The sequence below is a fragment of the Streptomyces sp. NPDC046925 genome (assembly GCF_040644915.1).
Taxonomy (GTDB): domain Bacteria; phylum Actinomycetota; class Actinomycetes; order Streptomycetales; family Streptomycetaceae; genus Streptomyces.
This window is the reverse complement of record NZ_JBEYWZ010000006.1, coordinates 89,553-111,737: the sequence shown is the minus strand read 5'-3', so window position 1 is coordinate 111,737 and position 22,185 is coordinate 89,553. Positions and strand designations below refer to the sequence as shown.

At 69.4% G+C, this 22,185-nt stretch carries 19 protein-coding genes; 9 read left to right on the top strand and 10 right to left on the bottom strand.

Annotation, left to right across the window (positions count from 1 at the left end):
* Positions 1 to 17: 17 nt before the first annotated feature.
* Entirely contained in the window at positions 18 to 2,282 is a 2,265-nt protein-coding gene (locus tag ABZ906_RS24895; protein ID WP_361386067.1) for a transglycosylase domain-containing protein, read from the bottom strand.
* A gap of 335 nt (positions 2,283 to 2,617) precedes the next feature.
* Here ABZ906_RS24895 and ABZ906_RS24890 point away from each other — a divergent pair, with 335 nt between their 5' ends.
* The 3 genes from ABZ906_RS24890 (at position 2,618) to ABZ906_RS24880 (ending at position 6,242) form a co-directional block, all read left to right on the top strand.
* Entirely contained in the window at positions 2,618 to 3,145 is a 528-nt protein-coding gene (locus ABZ906_RS24890) for a PadR family transcriptional regulator (RefSeq protein ID WP_361181894.1), read from the top strand.
* Positions 3,142 to 3,828 (top strand): ABC transporter ATP-binding protein, encoded by a 687-nt coding sequence (locus ABZ906_RS24885; protein ID WP_361386065.1) that lies wholly within the window; start codon positions 3,142 to 3,144, stop codon positions 3,826 to 3,828. Before ABZ906_RS24890 ends, ABZ906_RS24885 begins: the two co-directional genes overlap by 4 nt.
* 98 nt (positions 3,829 to 3,926) lie before the next feature.
* Positions 3,927 to 6,242: an FtsX-like permease family protein gene (locus tag ABZ906_RS24880; RefSeq protein WP_361386764.1), complete on the top strand. Its 2,316-nt coding sequence runs from the start codon at positions 3,927 to 3,929 to the stop codon at positions 6,240 to 6,242.
* 36 nt (positions 6,243 to 6,278) lie between these two features.
* On the opposite strand, the gene ABZ906_RS24875 is transcribed toward ABZ906_RS24880, so the two are convergent.
* Complete coding sequence (locus ABZ906_RS24875) at positions 6,279 to 7,235, bottom strand: LysR substrate-binding domain-containing protein (RefSeq protein ID WP_361181897.1); 957 nt, start codon at positions 7,233 to 7,235, stop codon at positions 6,279 to 6,281.
* Between the two features lie 215 nt (positions 7,236 to 7,450).
* On the opposite strand from ABZ906_RS24875, the gene ABZ906_RS24870 reads away from it, so the two are divergent.
* Complete coding sequence (locus tag ABZ906_RS24870) at positions 7,451 to 8,005, top strand: peroxiredoxin (protein ID WP_361181899.1); 555 nt, start codon at positions 7,451 to 7,453, stop codon at positions 8,003 to 8,005.
* 15 nt (positions 8,006 to 8,020) lie between these two features.
* Positions 8,021 to 8,551, top strand: a complete 531-nt coding sequence (locus ABZ906_RS24865; RefSeq protein ID WP_361181900.1) for an alkyl hydroperoxide reductase — start codon at positions 8,021 to 8,023, stop codon at positions 8,549 to 8,551.
* Between the two features lie 113 nt (positions 8,552 to 8,664).
* On the opposite strand, the gene ABZ906_RS24860 is transcribed toward ABZ906_RS24865, so the two are convergent.
* From ABZ906_RS24860 to ABZ906_RS24845, 4 genes are all read right to left on the bottom strand, one after another.
* Positions 8,665 to 10,017 (bottom strand): AI-2E family transporter, encoded by a 1,353-nt coding sequence (locus tag ABZ906_RS24860; RefSeq protein ID WP_361386062.1) that lies wholly within the window; start codon positions 10,015 to 10,017, stop codon positions 8,665 to 8,667.
* A gap of 126 nt (positions 10,018 to 10,143) precedes the next feature.
* Positions 10,144 to 10,890, bottom strand: a complete 747-nt coding sequence (locus ABZ906_RS24855) for a lytic transglycosylase domain-containing protein (RefSeq protein WP_361181904.1) — start codon at positions 10,888 to 10,890, stop codon at positions 10,144 to 10,146.
* Positions 10,891 to 11,282: 392 nt separating this feature from the next.
* Positions 11,283 to 12,605: a PhoH family protein gene (locus ABZ906_RS24850; protein WP_361181906.1), complete on the bottom strand. Its 1,323-nt coding sequence runs from the start codon at positions 12,603 to 12,605 to the stop codon at positions 11,283 to 11,285.
* Positions 12,606 to 12,935: 330 nt separating this feature from the next.
* The gene (locus ABZ906_RS24845; RefSeq protein WP_361386060.1) at positions 12,936 to 13,709 is read right to left on the bottom strand and encodes an isoprenyl transferase; all 774 of its coding nucleotides are present in this window, start codon (positions 13,707 to 13,709) and stop codon (positions 12,936 to 12,938) included.
* Positions 13,710 to 13,840: 131 nt separating this feature from the next.
* Here ABZ906_RS24845 and mgrA point away from each other — a divergent pair, with 131 nt between their 5' ends.
* Complete coding sequence (gene mgrA / locus ABZ906_RS24840; protein ID WP_361181910.1) at positions 13,841 to 14,878, top strand: L-glyceraldehyde 3-phosphate reductase; 1,038 nt, start codon at positions 13,841 to 13,843, stop codon at positions 14,876 to 14,878.
* 119 nt (positions 14,879 to 14,997) lie between these two features.
* Here the strand turns inward: mgrA and ABZ906_RS24835 are convergent, their stop codons facing one another.
* On the bottom strand, positions 14,998 to 15,525 hold the full coding sequence (locus tag ABZ906_RS24835) for a hypothetical protein (protein WP_361386057.1): 528 nt from the start codon (positions 15,523 to 15,525) through the stop codon (positions 14,998 to 15,000).
* A gap of 404 nt (positions 15,526 to 15,929) precedes the next feature.
* On the opposite strand from ABZ906_RS24835, the gene ABZ906_RS24830 reads away from it, so the two are divergent.
* On the top strand, positions 15,930 to 16,289 hold the full coding sequence (locus tag ABZ906_RS24830) for a DUF192 domain-containing protein (RefSeq protein WP_361386054.1): 360 nt from the start codon (positions 15,930 to 15,932) through the stop codon (positions 16,287 to 16,289).
* A 280-nt stretch (positions 16,290 to 16,569) separates the two neighbouring features.
* Here ABZ906_RS24830 and ABZ906_RS24825 read toward each other — a convergent pair whose 3' ends face one another.
* On the bottom strand, positions 16,570 to 16,917 hold the full coding sequence (locus ABZ906_RS24825; protein WP_361182488.1) for a helix-turn-helix domain-containing protein: 348 nt from the start codon (positions 16,915 to 16,917) through the stop codon (positions 16,570 to 16,572).
* A 163-nt stretch (positions 16,918 to 17,080) separates the two neighbouring features.
* Here ABZ906_RS24825 and ABZ906_RS24820 point away from each other — a divergent pair, with 163 nt between their 5' ends.
* Positions 17,081 to 18,262, top strand: coding sequence for a winged helix DNA-binding domain-containing protein (locus tag ABZ906_RS24820; RefSeq protein ID WP_361386051.1), 1,182 nt, complete (start codon positions 17,081 to 17,083; stop codon positions 18,260 to 18,262).
* 31 nt (positions 18,263 to 18,293) lie between these two features.
* Here the strand turns inward: ABZ906_RS24820 and ABZ906_RS24815 are convergent, their stop codons facing one another.
* Positions 18,294 to 19,049 carry a methyltransferase domain-containing protein gene (locus tag ABZ906_RS24815; protein WP_361386048.1) on the bottom strand — a complete coding sequence of 252 codons (756 nt, stop codon included), beginning with the start codon at positions 19,047 to 19,049 and terminating at the stop codon, positions 18,294 to 18,296.
* A 173-nt stretch (positions 19,050 to 19,222) separates the two neighbouring features.
* Here ABZ906_RS24815 and ABZ906_RS24810 point away from each other — a divergent pair, with 173 nt between their 5' ends.
* A complete protein-coding gene (locus ABZ906_RS24810; RefSeq protein WP_361386045.1) occupies positions 19,223 to 19,666 on the top strand; it encodes a nuclear transport factor 2 family protein in 444 nt (147 codons plus the stop codon).
* A gap of 1,859 nt (positions 19,667 to 21,525) precedes the next feature.
* Here ABZ906_RS24810 and ABZ906_RS24805 read toward each other — a convergent pair.
* Positions 21,526 to 22,185, bottom strand: coding sequence for an OmpA family protein (locus ABZ906_RS24805; protein ID WP_361386042.1), 660 nt, complete (start codon positions 22,183 to 22,185; stop codon positions 21,526 to 21,528).

Sequence of the window (22,185 nt, the reverse complement as noted above, 5' to 3'; positions counted from 1 at the left end):
CTCGGGCCCTCGGGCCCTCAGTCCTTGTTCGGCCGCCCGTTCGGGTTCTCCGGGATCTCGATGGAGTCGGACGGGTCCGGCTCCTCCGGATCGTCCGTCGGCTGCTGGGTCGTCGGGTCGTCCGTCGGTTCCTGCGTCGTCGGATCGTCCGTCGGTTCCTGCGTCGTCGGGTCCTCCGACGGCGGCTTCGTCGTCGGGTCCTTCGTCTCCGAGGGCTCGTCCGTCGGCTCCGTGGGCTTCTGCGTGGTCGGCTCCGAGGGCGGTGCGATGGCCGCGCCCATGGAGGTGTCCAGCTCGAACTCGCTGGGCGAGCCCATCGCCTTGAACGTGTACGCCGCCCAGATCTGCGCCGGGAAGCTGCCGCCGTCGACACGCGGCAGACCGCCCGCGCCCTTCATGGAGACCTGCTTGCCCTGTTCGTCCGAGCCCGTGGCGCCCTCGCCGAAGAGGCCGACCGAGGTGACCAGCTTCGGCGTGTAGCCGGTGAACCAGGCCGACTTGTTGTCGTCGGACGTACCGGTCTTGCCCGCCACGTCCTGCACGGGGCTGCGCACCGCGCTGCCCGTACCGTCGTCGACCACACCGGTCAGGACCGAGGTGAGCGAGTCCGCGGTGCCGCGCTCGACGACCTCCTCGCCGATCGGGTCCGGCAGTTCGATCGTGCGGTCCTTGTGCTCGACGGACGCCACGAGGGCGGGGGTGACCTTCTTGCCGTGGTTGTCGAGCGTGGCGTAGACGCCCGCCATCTCCAGCGGGCTCGCGCCCATGGTGCCCAGGGTCTGGGCGGGCACGGCGGGCAGATCCTCGACGTCCATGCCGAGCTTGCCCGCGGTCTCCAGGACGTCGTCCATGCCGACGTCCACGCCCATCTGCGCGAAGACGGAGTTGATGGACTTGTTCATCGCCTTCTGGACGGTGACCGGGCCATAGCTCTTGTCGTCCTCGTTCGGCGGCGCGAAGGCGACGTCGCTGCCCTTGACCGGGCGCTCGCTCGTGCCGTCGTAGACGGTGTTCGCCGTGATCGGCTGGTCGGACTGGGTCTTGGCGCCGTTCTCGAGGGCGGCGGCCAGGATCAGCGGCTTGAAGGTGGAGGCGGGCTGGTAGTCACGCCGGGTGGCGTTGTTCGTGTAGTGCTTCACGTAGTCCCGGCCGCCGTACATCGCGAGGACCTTGCCGGTCCTGGGGTCGACGGACGCGGCGCCCGCCTGCACCCGGGCATCGGCCTTGCGCTTCTTCGGATCGAGCTCGTCGTTCAGCTTCTTGTCGACGGCCTTCTCGAGCTGCTTCTGCTTCTTCTCGTCGATGTTGAGCGTGATCGAATAGCCGCCCGCGTCGAACTGCTCCTCGCTGAGGTGCCCGGCCTTCATGACCTCGGCCTTGGCGCGCGTGACGAGGTAACCGGTCTGGCCCTCGAGTCCCGGGGCCGCCTTGGGCTCTTCCGGCACGTCGAACTTCTGGCGCTGGCGTTCGCTCGCGGACAGCCAGTTCTCCTCGACCATGTTGTCGAGCACGTAGTTCCAGCGGGCCTTGACCAGCTTCCTGCTGGCGGGCGTGGCCGACGTCCAGTCGTACTGGCTCGGGGCCTGGAGCAGCGCGGCGAGGTAGGCGCCCTGCGAGACGCTCAGCTTCTCGGCGTCCGTGCCGTAGTACGCCTGGGCGGCGGCCTGGATTCCGTAGGCGCCGCGGCCGTAGTAGCTGGTGTTGATGTACCCGGCGAGGATGTAGTCCTTGCTCTTGTTCTGGTCCACCTTCAGCGAGATGACCAGCTCCCGGAACTTACGGGTCACCGTCTGGTCCTGCGTCAGGTAGTAGTTCTTGACGTACTGCTGGGTGATCGTCGAGCCACCCTGCTTGCCCTTGCCGGTGACGGTGTTGAGCAGGCCGCGGGCGGTGCCCTTGAAGTCGACGCCCTTGTCCTTGTAGAAGGACTTGTTCTCGGCGGCCACGAAGGTGCGCTGCACCTTCTTCGGCACCTTGTCCAGGTCGACGACCTCGCGGTTCAGCTCGCCGGTCCTGGCGATGACCTTGCCGTTCTTGTACTTGTAGACGTTGCTCTGGAGCTTGGCCGCGGCGTTGCCCTCGGGCACCTCGACCATCATGTAGAGGACGACGAAGCCGAGCATGCCGAGCAGGCAGAGCCCGAAGAACGTGCCCAGGATCTTCTTCAGCGTGAAGAAGCGGCGTATGCCCGTGCGCTTGGGCTTGCCGCCGCCGGCGGGGCGCCCGCGCCATGCCCGGCGCGCGCCGCGCTGCCGCGCTTGTCGCTCTTCCGCTCGGCCCATGAGTGTGAGTGCTCCGCTTCCGTCTCGTTCACTAATCCGTATGCCGTGGCAAGTCAGCTCAAGAAGCTAACACCGCACCTGGGGACAAAGGACTGCCGATCCGGTCTTTTCCGGACGTGACAATCAGCACCTGCCCCAGAGGAACCGTTGGTTGCCCCCAGCAGACCGACCCCAGTAGATCGACGATCCCGGGGCCCAGAAGGTTGCCCGTGTTGCGAACCTGTGAGCCGCGCATCAGCCGCACACCAGCCCGGCGACAGAGCGGCAGTACGCCGTCAGCGGCTCTGAACCGACGGTATACATGCCACGTATACACACGGTGTAGAGTGCTCCGCATGTCCATCGGTCACACCCTCCTCGGCCTCCTTGAGTCGGGCCCGCGCCACGGCTACGACCTCAAGCGCACCTTCGACGAGAAGTTCGGTCACGACAAGCCCCTGCACTACGGGCAGGTCTACTCGACCATGTCCCGTCTCCTGAAGAACGGCCTCGTCGAGGTCGACGGCATAGAGACGGACGGCGGCCCCGAACGCAAGCGGTACGCGATCACCGACGCCGGCATCACGGACGTCGAGCAGTGGCTCGCCACCCCGGAGAAGCCCGAGCCCTATCTCCAGTCGACCCTCTACACGAAGGTCGTCCTCGCGCTCCTCACCGACCGCGACGCCTCGGAAATGCTCGACGCCCAGCGCGCCGAGCACCTGCGCCTGATGCGCATCCTCACCGACCGCAAGCGCAAGGGCGATCTCGCCGACCAGCTGATCTGCGACCACGCGCTCTTCCACCTCGAAGCCGATCTGCGCTGGCTCGAACTGGCCGCCGCACGCCTCGGCAAGCTCGCCCGGGAGGTGCGCTCCGCATGACACCCGCAGGTTCCCTTCTCACCGCCACCGGCCTCCGCAAGACGTACGGTCCGACGACCGCGCTCGACGGCGCCGACTTCTCCATCCACCCCGGCGAGGTCGTCGCCGTGATGGGCCCCTCCGGCTCCGGCAAGTCCACGCTCCTGCACTGTCTCGCGGGGATCGTGAAGCCCGACGCGGGCTCCATCACGTACAACGGCCGCGAACTCGCCGGTCTGCCGGACGCCGCGCTGAGCGCCCTGCGCCGCAGCGAGTTCGGCTTCGTCTTCCAGTTCGGGCAGCTGGTGCCCGAACTGACGTGCGTGGAGAACGTCGCGCTTCCGCTGCGGCTCAACGGCGCCAAGCGCAAGGACGCCGAGCGCACCGCGCAGACCTGGATGGAGCGCCTGGAGGTCGACGACCTGCTCGGCAAGCGGCCCGGCGAGGTCTCCGGCGGTCAGGGCCAGCGCGTCGCCGTGGCCCGCGCGCTCGCCACCAACCCGCGCGTCCTCTTCGCCGACGAGCCGACCGGCGCGCTCGACTCGCTCAACGGCGAGCGCGTGATGGAGCTGCTCACCGACGCCGCGCGCTCGACGAACGCCGCCGTGGTCCTGGTCACGCACGAGACGCGCGTCGCCGCCTACTCCGACCGCGAGATCGTCGTGCGCGACGGCAAGTCACGTGACATGGAGCGGGCCGTATGAGCCTCGACACCCGCGCGAAGGCCCGTACGGACCCCCCGGCGTCGCAGCCCGCGCACTCGGCACCGACAGGCATCCGCGCCTGGGCCCGCGACCTCGTGATGGGCATACGCTTCGCCGTCGGCGGCGGCCGCGCGGGCTGGGCCCGCACGATCATGACCGCGGTCGGCGTCGGCCTCGGTGTGGCGCTGCTCCTCGGCGCGGCCTCCGTGCCGAATCTGCTCCAGCACCGGGAGGACCGCTCGGTGGCCCGCTCCTCCGAGGGCCAGTTCGACGGCAAGGAGCACAAGCGCTCCGACACCAGCGTCCTCACGCGCTACGCCGACACCGACTTCCGGGACTCGACGGTGGCCGGCCGCGTGGTGCGCGCCGAGGGCAAGCACCCCGCCCTGCCGCCCGGCCTGACGAAGCTGCCCGCGGACGGCGAGATGGTCGTCTCGCCCGCCCTGCGCGACCTCATGAACAGCTCGGAGGGCAAGCTCCTCAAGGAGCGCTTCGCGAACTACCGCATCACGGGCACCATCGGCGACCCCGGCCTGGTCCACCCCCAGGAGCTGTACTTCTACACCGGCTCCGACGCCCTCACCCAGGCCAAGGGCGGCCACCGCATCGTGGAGTTCGGCTACAAGGAACCGCCGAAGCCGCTGGACCCGATCCTCATCGTCCTTGTCGTCCTGGGCTGCGTGGTGCTGCTGACCCCCGTGGTCATCTTCATCGGCACGGCGGTCCGCTTCGGCGGCGAACGGCGGGACAAGCGCCTCGCCGCGCTGCGTCTGGTCGGCGCGGACGCACAGGCGGTGCGCAGGATCGCGGCGGGCGAGGCCCTGTGCGGCGCGCTGCTCGGCCTGGCCTTCGGCGCCGTCGCCTTCCTGGGCCTGCGCGAGCTGCTCGGCGTGTTCGACGTGTGGAAGGTCAGTGCCTTCGCCACCGACGTGACGCCGGTGCCCGGCCTCGCGGCGCTCGTCCTCATTGCCGTCCCGCTGACCGCCTTCGTGGTCACGCTGGTCTCGCTGCGGTCCGTCTCCATCGAGCCCCTGGGCGTCTTCCGCAGCGCGAAGCCCCGCAAGCGCCGCATCTGGTGGCGTGTCCTCATGCCGGTGGCCGGCATCGGCATCCTGCTCGCGTCGGGCCGCCTCGCGGGCGATCTGACCCCGCCGGTCTTCGCCATCGGCCTGGGCGCGTCGCTCACCCTGATCGGCCTTGCCGCGCTGCTCCCCTGGCTCGTCGAAGCGGCCGTGGCCAAGCTGCGCGGGGGTCCCGTGCCCTGGCAGCTGGCCATTCGCAGGCTCCAGTTGAGCAGCGGTACGGCGGCCCGCGCGGTCAGCGGCATCACGGTCGCGGTGGCGGGTGCCATCGCCCTGCAGATGATGTTCGGCTCGATGCACAACGACTTCGACCGGGTCACCAACAACGACCCCGCGCGGGCCAAGCTCCAGGTGCGGGCGAGCATCGGGGACGGCGATCTCGCCACGCAGATGATCGACAAGTTCCGTACGACCAAGGGCGTCAAGAACGTCATCGGTACGGTCTCCGCGTACGTCGTGAAGCCCGGCAAGCTGAAGAACGCCGACGACCTCAGGCCCACCACGGAGCTGACGGTCGGCACCTGCGCGAACCTGCGCGAGCTGGCCCGGATCAGCTCGTGCAAGGACGGCGACACCTTCGTCGTGCACACGGGCGACGCCGAGATGAACGAGTGGGTCGACGAGACGGCCCGCCCCGGCAAGCCGATCGACCTGAACTCCATGAGCTGGGAGGAGCCCGGCCACAAACACAAGCCGTGGACGCTGCCCGCGGACACGCGCGAGGTCAAGGCCCGCCCCGACCCGGGCGGCGACCTGCACGACGGCATCTTCGCCACCCCCGGCGCGATCTCCCCGTCCGAGCTGGTCGACGCCGAGACGAGCGCCATGATCCAGGTCGACCCGGCGGTGAAGGACAACGAGGAGTACGTCCGCAACGCCGCGGCCCGCGTCGACCCGTTCCTCGACGTGATGACGCTGCGCGCGGTCGAGCGCGACAAGCAGTACGCCTCCATCCAGACCGGCCTGATGATCGGCGCGATGGCCACGATGGTCCTCATCGCGGCGTCCATGCTGGTGTCGATGCTGGAGCAACTGCGCGAGCGCAAGCGGCTGCTCGCCGCCCTCACCGCGTTCGGCACGCGGCGCGGCTCGATGGCGTGGTCGGTCCTGTGGCAGACGGCCGTCCCGGTGGTCCTCGGCCTGGCCCTTGCGGTCGCGGGCGGCCTCGGACTCGGCCTCGTCATGGTCCGCATGATCGAGAAATCGGTCGAGGACTGGTGGATCTTCCTGCCGCTGACCGGTGCGGGGGCCGTGCTCGTCGCGGTCGTGACGCTGCTCAGCCTGCCGCCGCTGTGGCGCATGATGCGCCCGGACGGCCTGCGCACGGAGTAACTCCCCGCGCGGGAGCAGGACGTTGCCGGTGCGGGGTCACAACACCCGCACCGGCAACGGCTTTACGGCCCCCCTCAGGGCGACGGCGAGCGCCTCGTACTCCGCCGCGCGCGCGGCCCCCGTACGCATCGCGAGGGCGATGCGCCTGGTCGGCGCCGGGTCCGCGAAGTACCCGGTGAGCAGCTGATTGCTGCGGCTGGTCTCGACGCGGACGGCGGTGCGCGGAAGCAGCGTCACTCCGAGCCCGCCGGCCACCAGCTGTACGAGGGTGGAGAGCCCGGCGGCGGTCGTGGTCACGGGGGCGTCCGCGCGCCCCGCCTCGCGGCAGATGTCCAGGGCCTGGTCGCGCAGGCAGTGCCCCTCGTCGAGCAGCAGCAGGTTCAGCTCGCGCAGGGCGTCGCGCGGAATCCCCTCGCGTCCGCCGAGCCAGTGGTCGAGCGGCGTGACGAGCACGAAGTCCTCGTCGAACACGGGCAGTTCGGTGACGCCGGGCACGCCGAGCGGCACGGCGAGCAGCAGCAGGTCGAGCCGCCCCGCGCCGAGCCCCTCGATCAGCGACGAGGTCTGCTCCTCGTGCACCTGGAGGTCCAGGTGCGGGTACTTCTCGTGGACGAGTCCGATGAACGTGGGCAGCAGATACGGCGCCACGGTCGGGATCACGCCGAGCCGCAGCGCTCCGGTGAACGGGGCGCGCACCGCGTCGGCCTCCTCCATCAGCGCCCCGACCTCGTCGAGCACGGCCCTGGCCCGCACCGCGAGCCGTTCGCCCGCCGACGACAGCAGCACCTTGCGGGTCGTACGTTCGAGCAGGGTGACACCGAGTGTCTCTTCCAGGGCTGAGACGGCGCCGGAGAGCGCGGGCTGGCTCATGCCGATCGCGGCGGCGGCATCCCGGAAGTGCAGATGCTCGGCGACGGCGGCGAAGGCGCGCAGCTGGGCGAGGCTCGGCTGTCGGGCGCCGCGCTTGGCCGCGGGCTTGGCGCTGGTGGCCAACTCGCTCCTCCTTCTGGGTCCCTCTCGGGTCCCTCTCGGGTCCCTCTCGGGACCTTCTCGGGTGTCCCCTTATTACTGGGACTGATAGCCAGGTCCGATCAACACGACCCACTCTAGCTATTTCCATAATCAATGCACCCTGTGCCACCATCAACACCAGTCCAACCCCCCAGGAAACTCCCCAAAAGGGATTTTCTTTGCAGCAAGGAGAGCGCGTGCTCACTGTCGGTGACAAGTTCCCCCAGTTCGATCTGACTGCCTGTGTCTCGCTGGAGAAGGGCTCGGAGTTCCAGCAGATCGACCACAAGACCTACGAGGGCAAGTGGAAGATCGTCTTCGCGTGGCCCAAGGACTTCACCTTCGTGTGCCCGACCGAGATCGCCGCCTTCGGCAAGCTGAACGAAGAGTTCGCTGACCGTGACGCCCAGATCCTCGGCTTCTCCGGCGACTCCGAGTTCGTGCACCACGCCTGGCGCAAGGACCACCCGGACCTGACGGACCTGCCCTTCCCGATGCTGGCCGACTCGAAGCACGAGCTCATGCGTGACCTCGGCATCGAGGGCGAGGACGGCTTCGCCCAGCGCGCCGTCTTCATCGTCGACCAGAACAACGAGATCCAGTTCACGATGGTGACCGCCGGTTCCGTGGGCCGTAACCCCAAGGAGGTCCTGCGGGTCCTCGACGCCCTGCAGACCGACGAGCTGTGCCCCTGCAACTGGACCCAGGGCGACGAGACCCTGGACCCGGTCGCGCTGCTCTCGGGCGAGTGAACGGAGCTTTCTGACATGGCACTCGACGAACTGAAGTCCGCCGTACCGGACTACGCCAAGGACCTGAAGCTGAACCTCGGCTCGGTCATCGGCAACTCGGATCTGCCCAAGCAGCAGCTCTGGGGCACGGTGCTCGCTTGCGCGATCGCCTCCCGCTCCCCGAAGGTGCTGCGCGAGCTCGAGCCCGAGGCGAAGGCGAACCTCTCCCCCGAGGCGTACACCGCCGCCAAGTCGGCCGCGGCCGTCATGGCGATGAACAACGTCTTCTACCGCACGCGCCACCTCCTCTCGGACCCGGAGTACGGGACGATGCGGGCCGGCCTGCGGATGAACGTCATCGGCAACCCGGGCGTGGAGAAGGTCGACTTCGAGCTGTGGTCGCTCGCGGTTTCCGCGATCAACGGCTGCGGCCAGTGCCTCGACTCGCACGAGCAGGTGCTGCGCAAGGCCGGCGTGGACCGCGAGACGATCCAGGAAGCCTTCAAGATCGCCGCCGTGATCCAGGCGGTCGGCGTCACGCTGGACTCCGAGGACGTCCTGGCCTGAGGCCCGGCACATCTCAACGAAGCGGCCCCGCTCGGCAGTTGCCGAGCGGGGCCGTTTCGCGTGCGCGCGGAGTGCCGTTTCGCGTGCGCGCGGAGTCAGCTGAGTCCGCGGAGTCAGGAGCCGGTGCCCGGCGACGGGGCCGGGGGATCCACCGGGGCGACATCCACCGCCGTGGCCCCCCGCGGCTGCGGCGACTGCTTCAGGGCCGCCTCCTGGGAGTACGCCCGCAAGTAGCCCACCACCGTGTTCGTCACGGCGACGAGCGGCACCGCCACCACCGCCCCGCCGATCCCGGCGACGAGACCGCCCGCGGCCACGGAGAGCACCACGGCCAGCGGATGCACCCGTACGGCGCGGCCGAGGATGAACGGCTGGAGGATGTGGCCCTCGATCTGCTGCACCGCGAGGACCACGACCAGCGTCATCAGGCCGGTGAAGACGCCCTGGGTCACCAGACCGACCACCACGGCGAGCGCGCCCGAGACCACCGCACCCACCAGCGGGATGAACGCGAACAGGAAGATGAAGACGGCGAGCGGCACCGCCATCGGCACCCCGAGGAAGTAGATCCCGATGCCGATGAAGATCGCGTCGATCAGAGCCACTATCACCGTGCCGCGCACATACGCGGTCAGCGTGCGCCATGCCCGCGGCCCCGCACCCGCGATACCGGGCCGCGCGGGCGCCGGGACCAGCTTGAGGACCCACTGCCAGATGCGCTTGCCGTCGTAGAGCAGGAACAGCGTCGAGAACATCGCGAGCAGGATGCCGGTCATGGCCTCCACGATCACGGTGACGCCTTCGAGCCCCGCCGACGTCAGCTCCTCCGTGTTCGCCCCGACCGCCTCGCGCAGGCTCTTGGCGATGTTGTTGATCTGGTCCTCGGTCACGTGGAACGGGCTGTTGAGCAGCCAGTTGCGCAGATCGTCGATGCCGTCCTGGACCTGGCTGGACAGCGTGTCCACGTTGTCCATGACCTGCCAGACGACGAACCAGCCGACCAGACCCATGATGACGAAGCCGAGGACGGCCGTGACGACCGTCGCGAGCCCCCTGGGAAGTCCGAGCCGCTTGAGCCGGGCCACCGTCGGCTGGAGCATCGCGGTGATGAGCAGCGCCGCGACGAAGGCGAAGACGACGAGTTGCACGGCGCTGATGACCTTCATCAACACCCAGAGCGTGCCCGCGAGTACGAGAAGGCGCCAGCCGGCCTCGGCGGCCACCCGCATCCCCCACGGCACCGCCGCGACGGGATCGGGCCGTGCGGACACGGCCGGCGCGTACGCGGGCGGCGCGGGGACGACCTGCTCCGGATCCACGTCGGCCGCCACATCGGCGTCGGCGGACCGCCGCGACGCCCTCACATCGTCCAGCGGGCCGGAATCGGGCTCATCGCGCCCCATCCGCTCGCCCATCTGCGACAGCCCGGCGCCGAGCCGGCCGATCCACCCTGGTACTCGCGACATGATCCATCCTCTTCCCCCGTCTTTCCCCACCACTCCCCCCTGGAAGTCGTCCGACTGACCGTACACGGCTGAGGCCCCCCACCGATTGACGGTGAGGGGCCTCGAAAGGTTGAGCTGAGCCGGGGCTCAGTACCAGTTGTTCGCCTGCCAGAACTCCCAGGCACCGCACGGGCTGCCGTAGCGGTCGTTCATGTAGCCGAGCCCCCACTTGATCTGCGTGGCGGGGTTCGTCTGCCAGTCGGCTCCGGCCGAGGACATCTTGGAGCCGGGCAGCGCCTGGACGAGGCCGTAGGCGCCGGAAGAGGCGTTGCTGGCCTTGTAGTTCCAGGTGGACTCGTGGTTGACGATGTTGCTGAAGCACTGGAACTGGTCACCGGGGACCATCTGCCGTGCCATCGCCTGAACCTGCGAGACGGAGTACGAGGACTGCGTGCTGAAGGACGAGGCGTCACGCGTGGAGGAGCGGCTGGCCTTGGACTCGGCCTCCTTGCGCTCCTTCGCGTCGGCGGCCTTCTGGGCCGCCTCTGCCTTCTCCGCCTTCTCGGCGGCCTTCTGCTTGGCGATCGCCGACTCGGCGGCCTGCTTGCGCGCGGCTTCCGCTGCGGACTTCTTGGCGGCCGTGTCCGCAGCCATGGCCTGTGCGTCGGCCTGCTGCGTCAGGGACGCGGTCTGCACCTGGGCCTGCTGACCCGCGGGGATGTCTGCGAGGAGTGTCGCTTCGCTTGCCGTCGCCTCGAAGTCGTTGTCATTCGAGGCGCCCTGGGTGCTGCCCGAGGCGACACCAACAACAGCGCCGACAGTGGTGACCGCGGTGGCGGATGCCACGGCGAATCCCCGGACCGAAATCCGGCTCACACGGTTTCCTTCCAGCATCGCCCGCATAGGTGACCTCGCGGACGCAATCGTGCCCCTGGACGCTGGCCTCCGCTTGGTTCTCGGTCACGGGAGGCACGGGCCCGGTGGGCAACTCCCGTGACGGGAGTGCCGCGTGGTGCTTCGGGCGGCATGCGACGGCCACTATGAAGTTCTGGTGTTTCCGGGTTGCAGTACCTCTGGGGGTACACGTGTGTCGCATGCGGGGCCTGACAGGACCCAGACTCTGCCCCAGCCGGACGCCGCAAGGCAATTCTCCGTGCCGTGTGAAAGCTCACACCTCGTTTGCCCCAGGAGTTTTTCGGAAAAGGGCGGACGCCAAGACGCCGCCCGGCTAAGCTCCTTCGCTTCGCCGGGCGGCGCCAACTACCGCGTAACCAGGGTGAACTGGCTCAGATCGATCCGTCCTCCAGCATTTCGGTCACGAGCGCCGCGATCTGCGAACGCTCGGAGCGGGTGAGCGTGACGTGGGCGAAGAGCGGATGGCCCTTCAGCTTCTCGACGACGGCAACTACCCCGTCGTACCGCCCCACTCGGAGGTTGTCGCGCTGGGCGACGTCATGAGTGAGTACGACTCGGGAGTTAGCTCCGATCCTGGACAGAACGGTCAGAAGAACGTTTCGCTCCAGGGATTGGGCCTCGTCGACGATCACGAACGCGTCGTGCAGCGAGCGCCCGCGGATATGGGTGAGCGGGAGCACTTCGAGCATGCCGCGCGCCGTCACCTCTTCGATGACCGCCTTGCCCGCCACCGAGCCGAGCGTGTCGAAAACCGCCTGCGCCCAGGGGCCCATCTTCTCGGCCTCGGTGCCGGGCAGATAGCCGAGCTCCTGCCCGCCCACCGCGTACAGCGGCCGGAAGACCATCACCTTCTGGTGCTGGCGGCGCTCCAGGACGGCCTCAAGGCCCGCACAGAGCGCGAGAGCCGACTTGCCGGTGCCCGCACGGCCGCCCATCGACATGATGCCGATGTCCGGATCGAGCAGCAGATCGAGCGCGATGCGCTGCTCGGCGCTCCTCCCCTTGAGACCGAATGCCTCACGATCACCGCGTACGAGCCGGACGTTGCCCTCTGCCGTGACGCGGCCGAGCGCCTTGCCCTTCTCGGACTGGATCGTCAGGCCCGTGTGGACGGGCAGGTCCGCCGCCTCCGGTACATACAGAGTGTCTTCCTCGAAGAGGAGATCCACCTGTTCGCCGGAGAGGGTCAGTTCGGACATTCCGGTCCAACCGGAGTCCGTGATGGCGAGCTCGGCGCGGTACTCCTCCGCGAGGAGGCCGACCGAGGACGCCTTGATCCTCAGGGGCAGATCCTTCGACACGACGGTGACGTCGTATCCCTCTGCCTGGAGGTTGCGTGCGACGGCGAGAATCCGTGAGTCGTTGTCCCCCAACCGGTAGCCGGCCGGAAGCACGCCGGGATCGGAGTGGTTGAGCTCGACTCGCAGCGTGCCGCCCAGTTCGCCGATCGGGATCGGCGCGTCCAGGCGACCGTGCCGGACCCGGCAGTCGTCCAGGAGGCGCAGGGCCTGCCGGGCGAAGTAGCCGAGCTCGGGATGGTGCCGCTTCGCCTCGAGCTCCGTGACCACGACGACGGGCAGCACGACTTCGTGCTCGTCGAAGCGGTTCATGGAATTCGGGTCTGCGAGCAGAACGCTGGTGTCGAGAACATAGGTGCGCCTGTCGGGCATGCGGCGCTTTGTGCTGGTCACCACGGAAGGACGTACCCCCTCGGATGAGGTCGGGGAGCGACGGGAAGGATGCCGGGAGAAATCCGGGCCGGTCTCGGACCCCAGTGCATGGGCCGAGCTCCGGCCCTCCGCTTCGCCCGTACTCACCGCACGGTCGTCCTGGTGCAAAGGGCCTCCCGGGCGGACGGCCCCATGCCGCCCGCTGAGATACGACATCCGTGAATCGGATGTCGACCTGGAAGGCTTATTCCCTCGAACAAGCGCAGCCATGCCACGGCATATGACGGCGCGTCCGTGAACTCTGGGTTACCCACACCTCATCGACATGGGCACTTCGCGTGCGCCCCGGGGGTGTCAGCCGCCGTAACGCCGGTGCCGGGCCGCGTAATCACGCAGCGCGCGCAGGAAATCGACCTTGCGGAAGGCCGGCCAGAAAACTTCACAGAAGTAGTACTCGGAGTGGGCCGTCTGCCAGAGCATGAAGCCGGACAGACGCTGTTCTCCACTCGTTCGGATCACCAGGTCCGGGTCGGGCTGGGCCCTGGTGTAGAGGTGCTTGCCGATGAGATCGACGTCGACCTTGTCGGCCACCTCTTCGAGCGTTTTCCCCTTGTCGGCGGCGTCGAGCAGCATCGAGCGGACGGCGTCGGCGATCTCCTGGCGACCGCCGTAGCCGATCGCGACGTTGACCACTATCCCGTCGACGTGGGCCGTGGACTCTTCCGCCTCCTTGAGGACGTTGCGCATCCCCGAGGGCAGGATGTCGGTGGCGCCGACGTGGTGGACGCGCCAGCGGCCGTCGCGGCCCAGCGAGCGGACCGTGTCCTCGATGATGCCGAGGAGCGGACCCAGCTCGTCTTGGGGCCGGTCGAAGTTGTCCGTCGAGAGCAGCCACAGCGTGACGACCTTGACGTCCGTCTCGCTGCACCAGCCGAGGAACTCCCCGATGTTGTCCGCCCCTGCCTGATGGCCCTGGGCGGTGGTGGATCCGGCGGCCTTGGCCCAGCGTCGGTTGCCATCCATGATGACGCCGATGTGCTTGGGCACCTGGTCGTGGTCCAGATGACCTTCCACCCGGCGTGCGTACAGCCTGACCAGCAGGCCGCGCAGCCTGTCCCGCAGGTTCACGGTCTTTCAGCCCCTCCGTGCAGATGGCAGTCCCCGAAGGCGAAAGCCTACCGCTGTGAGGCCGGGGTTCCGCCCGCGGGTGATGCGGGCCCGGGCCCCACAAGATCCGGGGCTGGCGTAGTTTCGTGCCCATGAACGACACGTCTCTATACCAAGCGGCAGCGGACCGTTACGACTCCATGGAGTACCGGCGCACGGGCCGCAGCGGCCTGAAACTGCCCGCCGTCTCCCTCGGCCTGTGGCACAACTTCGGTGACGACAAGTCCCTGGAGAGCCAGCGCGCGATCCTGCGCCGCGCGTTCGACCTGGGCGTCACCCACTTCGACCTGGCGAACAACTACGGCCCGCCGGCCGGTTCCGCCGAGCTCAACTTCGGCAAGCTGTTCGCCCAGGACTTCGCCCCGTACCGCGATGAACTGGTCATTTCGACCAAGGCGGGCTACCTCATGCACCCCGGCCCGTACGGCGAGTGGGGTTCGCGCAAGTACCTGCTCTCGTCCCTCGACGCCTCGCTGAAGCGGATGGGCGTGGACTACGTCGACATCTTCTACTCGCACCGCTTCGACCCCGAGACGCCGCTCGAAGAGACGATGGGCGCGCTCGCCTCCGCGGTCCAGCAGGGCAAGGCGCTGTACGTGGGTGTCTCCTCGTACAACAGCGAGCAGACCGCCGAAGCGGCGCGCCTGCTGCGGGAGATGGGCGTGCCCGCGCTCATCCACCAGCCCTCGTACTCGATGATCAACCGCTGGACCGAGGACGACGGGCTGCTCGACACGCTCGAAAGCGCGGGCATGGGCTGCATCTCGTTCGTGCCGCTCGCGCAGGGGCTGCTCACGAACAAGTACCTCAAGGGCATCCCCGAGGGTTCGCGTGCCACGCAGGGCAAGTCGCTCGACCCCGACCTCCTGAGCGACGAGGTCGTGCGCCGGCTCAATGGCTTGAACGACATCGCGGCCCGCCGCGACCAGTCGCTCGCGCAACTGGCGCTGAACTGGGTCCTTCGCGACGAGCGGATGACCTCCGCGCTCATCGGCGCCTCCAGCGTGAAGCAGCTGGAGGAGAACGTGGCGGCCCTCGCGGGTCCGAAGCTCACGGACGAGGAGCTCACCGAGATCGACACGTTCGCGGTGTCCACGCCGGGCACCAACATCTGGGCGGGACGCGGCTAGTCACGCCGGACGGTTACGGCGGCTCGTCGCGCGGGACGGTTACGGCGGCTAGTCACGCCGGAACGTTACGACGGCTAGTCACGCCGGACGGTTACCTCGGACAGTGACGGCGGACCGCCTCAGCCGGTGTACCCCTGACCCTGCCATTGCGCCGGGTCAGGGGTCTGCCCCCGCTTGAACCAGGCGCCGGCGTAGCCCTGGCTGAGCATGATCACCAGCGCGATCGAGCAGCCCACGAGGATGAGCGCGCCGAGGCCGCCGCCCCGGCTCAGGGCGCCGAACCCGACCAGGATCTGCACGCTGCTGAGCACGATCGACGCGACACGCTTCCCGTTGCCGGGCAGGTGGAAGCGGAAAGCCAGCACGCACAGCGGGATCAGAAGGAAGTTGCTCCCCAGCACCGCGCCCGCGGTCTGCGGTCCATACAGCGCACCGCCGATGACGGAACCGAGCAGGCACATCCCGGAGAGCGTCCAGATGATGACCTGTGCGGCACGGACGCCGCCCGGCATCTTCTGCGGCAGAACCGGTCCGAAGCCGTAAGCGGGGGCCGTCGCGGGGCCAGTCGCGGGGGCCGTCGCGGGGCCCGGATAGCCGGGCAGGCCCGCGTGCGGGTTCTGGGGCGGCGGGGGGAACTGGTTCGACATGTCCCTGACCATATCCGGAGGCTTCGGCTCAGCCACGGGGCGGGCGATGCGGGGGCCCGGCGTCAGGGCACAAAAAATCGGGCCGGTCCATGGGGGGGAGATGGACCGGCCCGAGGGGGGGTTTCCACCATAACCCTTCGTAAGTGATGCTGCGCGCATCGGCGTGCCACAACTACTCTCCGAAACCGCCTGACGACTCCGGGGCCCTGTTCTCCCACCGGATTTCGGCCCCGGTGGCATATTTAGGCCCCGTTCGGCGGTCGCCCGTTGGGGGGAACGGGGGCGGGGCGCCTTCTTGACGCGGCGGGCTTGGCGGGGCGGGTGGCTCCGGGGAGACGACCGGACGGCCGGAGAGACGGGCGGGCTTGACGCGGCGGGCGGGCGGGGCGCTAGCTTCGGCTCGCATGGCGACGCTTCTGCTCCCGTCCGGCCGGACACTCCCCCTGGAGATCGCGGACTCCGCCGGTGCGCGGCGGCGCGGGCTGCTCGGCCGGGACGGAGTGACCGGGGCGCTGCTGCTGAGTCCGGCGAACAGCGTGCACACGGTGCGGATGCGGTTCGCCGTGGACGTGGCCCACCTGGACCGGGAGCTGCGAGTTCTCTGCGTGCGGACGATGCGGCCCTGGCGGATCGGGCGACCCCGGCTGCGGGCCCGGCACGTCCTGGAGGCGGAGGCCGGCGCGATGGCCCGGTGGGGCGTGCGGCGGGGTGCGCGGGTGGAGGTGGTGCGGACCGGTGAGACCGGGGGCCTCGACGGGAAGTGAGGTGGCGCGCGGGGCCGCGCAGCCCCCTCCACCGCGCGGCACCGCTACACGTGGCTTTGCTCACGCGAATTCGCCTTGGTCTGAACTTACGTGATGAACGCGCCAAGATCGAGCCGGTCCCGATAACGATGCGGAATCAACGCCACCTGTTCCGGGATCACTTGGCTAACGATTGGCTCGACCGGGCAACCATCGCCCCGCTTTCCCCGTCGGGGCACCGCTCACCAGTGACCAGTGACCAGTGACCAGTGACCAGTGACCAGTGACCAGTCACCCTGCGTCAGGCGGCCGTGCCTTCCTTGTTGCACCGCCGGTTGGCCACGAGCTGCTCCATGTGCTCGTCGCCCCACACGCCCAGCGGGGCCAGCGCCTCGTTCAGGGACGTGCCGAGCGGGGTCAGGGAGTACTCGACCTTCGGCGGCACCTCCCGGTACACCTCGCGGTGCACGATGCCGTCGGACTCCAGCTCGCGGAGCTGCTGGATGAGCACCTTCTCGCTGATCCCGGCGATGTGCCGACGGAGCTCGCCGAAGCGGAGCGTCCTGCCCGCGTAGAGCGCCCACAGGATCATCGGCTTCCACTTGCCGCCGACGACGTCGACGGCGGCATCGAGACCGCAGACGTACATCGCCTTGCCGTCCTTGCCGCTGCTCTCGCCGCCCCCGTTGCCGCTCCCGTTGCCGCTCTCCTTGTCGCTCTCCGAAATGCCCTCCGTGCCGGTCTTCGGCATGGTCCACTCCTCGTGTCCGCAGAGCCACTTACCCGATGGACAGTACCGAAGGAGACCTCCGATGAGCGCCCCTGCCACCGTCACGTGGAGAGCCGCCAACGCCCGCCGCATGGACCGGCAGTTCCTTCGGACACCGGCGAAACCGGGCGAGGCAGGACCCGGCGAGGTGGTCGCCGCGATGCTGGGCGCGCAGGCGCAGGTGTCGTCCGCCGCGGAACTGTCGGTGGGGCTGCGGATGGACGGGGCGACCCGGCATGACGTACGCGACGCGCTGTGGGGTGAGGAGCCGAGCCTGGTCAAGACGTACGGGCCGCGCGGCACGATCCACTTCCTGCCCGTAGCCGAACTCCCCCTCTGGACCGGCGCCTTGTCCGCGATCCCGGGCAAGCCCAGCCCCTTCAAGGCGGGCGACCGGCTGACCGCGGACCAGACGGAGCAGATCGTGGGCGCGATCGGCGACGCGCTGGACGGGGTCCGCCTGACGATCGACGAGCTCAGCGACGAGGTGGTGGCGCGTACGGGGCCCTGGGCGGGCGATCTGGTGCTGCCCGCCTTCCAGGGGATGTGGCCGCGCTGGCGCTCGGTCATGCATCTGGCGGGCCACCGCGGGGCCCTGTGTTTCGCGCCGAACCAGGGGCGCAAGGTCACGTACACGCGCCCGCCGGCCACCGGGGAGCCGCCGCTCGACGCCGAGGTGGCGACGGGGCGCCTGGTGCGGAGGTTCTTGTACGCGTACGGCCCGGCGACGCCCCGCCAGTACGCCAAGTGGGCCGCGGCGCCCGGCGCTTGGGCGGACGGGGTGTTCGCGTCCCTCGCGGCCGACGGGGAGATCGAGGAGGTCCGGATGGAGGGGGAGCCGGGGGCGTGGGTGACGGCGGGCGACACGGAGTTCCCCGAGTTCCCGGATGAGCTGGTGCGGGGCGTGCGGCTGCTCCCGTACTTCGACGCGTACGTGATCGCCTCCCACCCGCGGGACCGCCTCTTCCCCGGCCGGGCCTACGAGAGGGCGCTGTCCGGGGGCCAGGCGGGCAACTTCCCCGTACTGCTGATCGACGGAGTCGTGGCGGGCGTCTGGCACCAACGCCGCAGCGGCCGCCGCGTGACGGTCACGGTGGAGCCCCTGTCCCCTCTGGCTGCCTCACAGGAGAGGGAGCTTGCGGGGCAGGTGGAGCGGGTGGCGGAAGTGCTGGAGGGGCGGGGGGAGTTGGTGGTGGGCGAGGTGACGGTGGGGGCGCACGCGTAGACCGCGAGCCCTTTGGTACGGGCCCCCAGGGTCAGGGCTTGCGGGCGTGGAACAGGTGTCGTGTGCTGTGGGCCACGAAGGGGCCGTCCGCTTCGATCCGGTCGTGCAGTTCCCGCAGGCGGGGGCGGTATCGCTCCACCGAGAAGTCCGGCACCATCCAGACGACCTTGCGCAGGAAGTGGACGACGGCGCCGATGTCGTAGAACTCGATCCGGAGCCGTTCGGCACGCAGGTCGACGATCTCCAGGCCCGCCGCTTCCGCCTCCGCGCGCTCGCCGTCGGGGTGGCGTCCGTTCCGTACGGAATCGGGCTGGGGCCCCAGGAAGTACTCGACGACCTCGAAGACGCTGGCGGGGCCCACGTGCTGGGCGAAGTACGTCCCTCCGGGGCGCAGGACCCGCGTGATCTCGTCGAAGTCTGCCTTCACCGGATGCCGGCTGGTGACCAGGTCGAACGCCTCCGCCGCGAACGGCAGCGGCGCTTCCTCCGGCGAGGCGACGACCACCGCGCCGCGCGGATGCAGCAGGGCGGTGGCCTTGGCGACGTTCGGGGCCCACCCCTCCGTGGCGACGGCGAGCGGCGGGAGGGCGGGTGCGGAGGCGAGGACTTCTCCGCCGCCGGTCTGGATGTCGAGGGAGGCGGTGGCGTGCCCGAGCCGCTCTCCCATGGCGTGGGCGTAACGCCAGGAGGGACGCTCCTCCGTGGCCCGTCCCTCGAACCAGGAGAAGTCCCAGCCTTCGGTGGGGGCCGACTCCGCTTCCGCCACAAGTGCGTCGAAACTGCTCATGCGGCGATCTTCGCATCGCACGGGGTCACGGTTCACCTCCATTACTCGGGAGGTAATCGCCGCCTGCCACGCCCACAAACAACAATCACGTCACACCCCACGCCGCACGCCCCACGCACGCCCGACGGAGCCCACGAGCCATGCCGGAACCCGCCAGCCCCGGAGGAAACCCCATGTCCACTACCACTACCGCTACCACCCGCTCCGTAGTGGAGGACCTCCTCGGCCGCATCGGCGAAGGCGACCCCGAGCGCATCGCCGCGCTGTACGCCGATGACGCCGACTGGAAGCTGGACTGGCCGGAGTCCGAGCACGGCCGCGCAGCCACCCCCTGGATCCGCCACCGCACCACCCGCGCCGACGCCGCCGCCCACTACCGGGAACTCGCCGAGCACCACGTGGCCGGGGAGGCGGCGACGCAGGTCGAGCGCATCCTCGTGGACGGCGACCACGCCGTACTACTCGGCGAGATCCGCCAGACCGCCCGCCCGACGGGCAAGCCGTACCGAGCACGGTTCGCGCTGCACCTCACGGTGGAAAACGGCCTCATCACCCGCCACCACGTATACGAGGACAGCCTGGCGGTGACGCAGGCGTTCGGGGAGTGCGAGGAGTAGGAGGAGTAGGAGGAGGAGCAGTGCGCGGACGCGGCAACAGCGGTACGCCGGTCTGGGCCTGTGACTTTGATCGGTTGCCGGGGCCGTCCGGTTCTCGCGAGATTGGCGGTTCCGGGCCGGGCGTAAAGGGCGCCCTTCGGGCGTCGGCTGCGCCGATTGCGCTGCGCTCCACCCTTGACACCCGTCCCTACACCGCGCGAGGGAAGACAACCGGACGGCCCGGGAGCGGGACTCTCGACCAGGGCCGCAGTCCATCCCACTTTCCGGTCGGGTGCGGACTGGTTCGTTCGGGGTGACCGCCAGAGGGTGAGGTGCGCGGTGGCTCCGGGGATGGGCGCGGGTCTCGTCAAGCGTCCGCCGACCGGATCGTCGGGGGTGACCGGGAGAGGCAATGGGGTGCGGGGGTCGGCGGTCCGTGTCGGCACGAGGGAAATGGCGACCGGCAGCATGGCGGAGAAGTGCGGGGAAGGGCGGCCGATTGGGCCGGTCACAGGGCGGATTGCAGGAAGGTCCCACGCGATGGGCCGCTGAGGGTGATGGGGCGGGACTTTCGTGCAATCGGCCTGGAGGGCCCGGGGGTAGAGGACCTACTTGGCAAAGTTGCGTTTCGGGGTGAGAGGGGCGCACGGAGAGCGCGATGCGCCCACCCGGGCCCAAGTGCTCGCCCGCAGGCTGCCTTGCCTATGTGCAATCGACTTGGAGGCCGGGGGTGGAGGACCTACTTGGCAAAGTTGTGTTCGGAGGGGAGGAGGGCGCACGGAGGGCGCGATGCGCCTGCCTGGGCTTAGGTGTTCGCCCGCAGGCCGCCTTGGGGAGCGGACGGGGCCGCCGTCGACTGCGGGCACCCGTGGCGAGGCCGCGTCGCACAGCACGCGACCGATACCGACATGATCGCGCAGCCCCCTCGCAGCCTCTCTGACCAGCGCGTCGGCGCAGGAAAGACCGCTGCGGCAACCGCTGCCACACCACGCAGCAAGACGCCGCCCACGACGGCACGCAGGCAAGGGCCGCCCCGGACGAACCGCGCCTTCACCCCCAACAACCCAACCAGCCCCAACAGTCCCAACAGTCCCAACAGCCCGGATAGCTGGTCACCGACCGCGCGACCGTCCGACCGCCGACAGCCCGGGTGGCTGGTCACCGACCGCGCAACCGTCCCTCCGCCGACCGCCGATCGCCGTCAGTCCAACGAGACCGCCCCACACCCACCGCAACCGGGCCCCCAGCCCCCAGCTTGGGGCCCCACCCCGTAAGCCTGCGGCGCTCCAACTACACCCCCGGCCCCGCCCCGCCCCCCTGGGCAGGCGCACCCCGCAACACGCGCGCCCCCATCCCCTCCGAACACAACTTTGCCAAGTAGGTCCTCCCCCTTGGGCCTCCGAGCCGATTGCACAAAAGTCCCGCCCCTCATCACTCCCAGCACCCCTCTTCGTGGGACTTTCCTGCAATCCGCCCTCCGACCGGCCCAACGGGCCCCCGACCCCGCATCCCATGCCCCTCCCACCCCCGATACCTCTCCCGGCCACCCCCGACGATCCGGTCGGCAGCCGCTTGACGAGACCGGTGCCCATCCCCGGAGCGGCCGCGCGCCCCTCACCCTCTGACGGTCACCCCAAACGAACCAGTCCGCACTCGACAAGACGACCGGAGGACGGGCCGTCCCTGGTCGAGAGTCCCGCTCCCGGGCCGTCCGGTTGTCTTCCCTCGCGCGGTGTAGGGGCGGGTGTCAAGGGTGGAGCGCAGCGGAATCGGCGCAGCCGACGCCCGAAGGGCGCCCTTTACGCCCGGCCCGGAACCGCCAATCTCGGGAGAACCGGACGGCCCCGGCAACCGATCAACGTCACAGGCCCACTGAAAGATCAGTCCTGGCTGCCGGACGGAGCCGTTCCCTCGTCCGTTCCGGCACCCCTGGGGAAGGACACCTCGACTCGGCGGTTCTTCTTGCGGCCTTCCTCGGAGGCGTTGTCCGCGATCGGATAGTCCTCGCTGTAGCCGCGTACGGAGTACGTGACCTCCGGGCCCAGGTAGCCGGCCATCTTGTCGTGTACGGCTTCCGCGCGTTCGCGGGACAGCTTCTTGCCGTGGCTGTACGAGCCGAGGTCGTCCGTGAAGCCGAAGATGCGGACGTTCGTCGCCTTCTGGGCCTGCGCCTCCTCGGCGATCGCCTTGATACGGGAGTTCGCCTCGGGGTTCAGCTTGTTGCTGTCCTTGGGGAAGAGGACCTCGGCCTGGAGGGCGAACTTGACGTCCGTGTTGGTGTCCTCGCGGCGCTCCTCACCTCCCATGTCCTCGACCACCGACTTGATGTCCAGAACCTTCGCCGGGGCCAGGGTCGCTCCGTCGGCCAGCTTGAGGCCGGGGCTGTTGGAGTCGACCTCCTGGGGCGGGGTGGTGGTCGTGCTGCCGGGGGGTGTGCTGGGGTCGTCGTCGTCCGCGTAGGCGGGGGCGCCGGTCAGGAGGACCAGCGCCGTGAGAGTGACGGTGGCTGTCGCGAGGCTGCGTGATCGTGGGTGGGACAT

Bases quoted from the DNA above. Each gene is read 5' to 3' on its own strand.
- ABZ906_RS24890 (WP_361181894.1), top strand. From the start codon at position 2,618: ATGTCCATCGGTCACACCCTCCTCGGCCTCCTTGAGTCGGGCCCGCGC.
- ABZ906_RS24830 (WP_361386054.1), top strand. From the start codon at position 15,930: ATGGCGACGCTTCTGCTCCCGTCCGGCCGGACACTCCCCCTGGAGATC.
- ABZ906_RS24810 (WP_361386045.1), top strand. From the start codon at position 19,223: ATGTCCACTACCACTACCGCTACCACCCGCTCCGTAGTGGAGGACCTC.
- ABZ906_RS24815 (WP_361386048.1), bottom strand. From the start codon at position 19,049: ATGAGCAGTTTCGACGCACTTGTGGCGGAAGCGGAGTCGGCCCCCACC.
- ABZ906_RS24805 (WP_361386042.1), bottom strand. From the start codon at position 22,185: ATGTCCCACCCACGATCACGCAGCCTCGCGACAGCCACCGTCACTCTC.
- ABZ906_RS24835 (WP_361386057.1), bottom strand. From the start codon at position 15,525: ATGTCGAACCAGTTCCCCCCGCCGCCCCAGAACCCGCACGCGGGCCTG.
- ABZ906_RS24825 (WP_361182488.1), bottom strand. From the start codon at position 16,917: ATGTACGTCTGCGGTCTCGATGCCGCCGTCGACGTCGTCGGCGGCAAG.
- ABZ906_RS24885 (WP_361386065.1), top strand. From the start codon at position 3,142: ATGACACCCGCAGGTTCCCTTCTCACCGCCACCGGCCTCCGCAAGACG.
- ABZ906_RS24855 (WP_361181904.1), bottom strand. From the start codon at position 10,890: ATGCTGGAAGGAAACCGTGTGAGCCGGATTTCGGTCCGGGGATTCGCC.
- ABZ906_RS24865 (WP_361181900.1), top strand. From the start codon at position 8,021: ATGGCACTCGACGAACTGAAGTCCGCCGTACCGGACTACGCCAAGGAC.
- ABZ906_RS24860 (WP_361386062.1), bottom strand. From the start codon at position 10,017: ATGTCGCGAGTACCAGGGTGGATCGGCCGGCTCGGCGCCGGGCTGTCG.
- ABZ906_RS24895 (WP_361386067.1), bottom strand. From the start codon at position 2,282: ATGGGCCGAGCGGAAGAGCGACAAGCGCGGCAGCGCGGCGCGCGCCGG.
- ABZ906_RS24820 (WP_361386051.1), top strand. From the start codon at position 17,081: ATGAGCGCCCCTGCCACCGTCACGTGGAGAGCCGCCAACGCCCGCCGC.
- ABZ906_RS24880 (WP_361386764.1), top strand. From the start codon at position 3,927: ATGGGCATACGCTTCGCCGTCGGCGGCGGCCGCGCGGGCTGGGCCCGC.
- mgrA (WP_361181910.1), top strand. From the start codon at position 13,841: ATGAACGACACGTCTCTATACCAAGCGGCAGCGGACCGTTACGACTCC.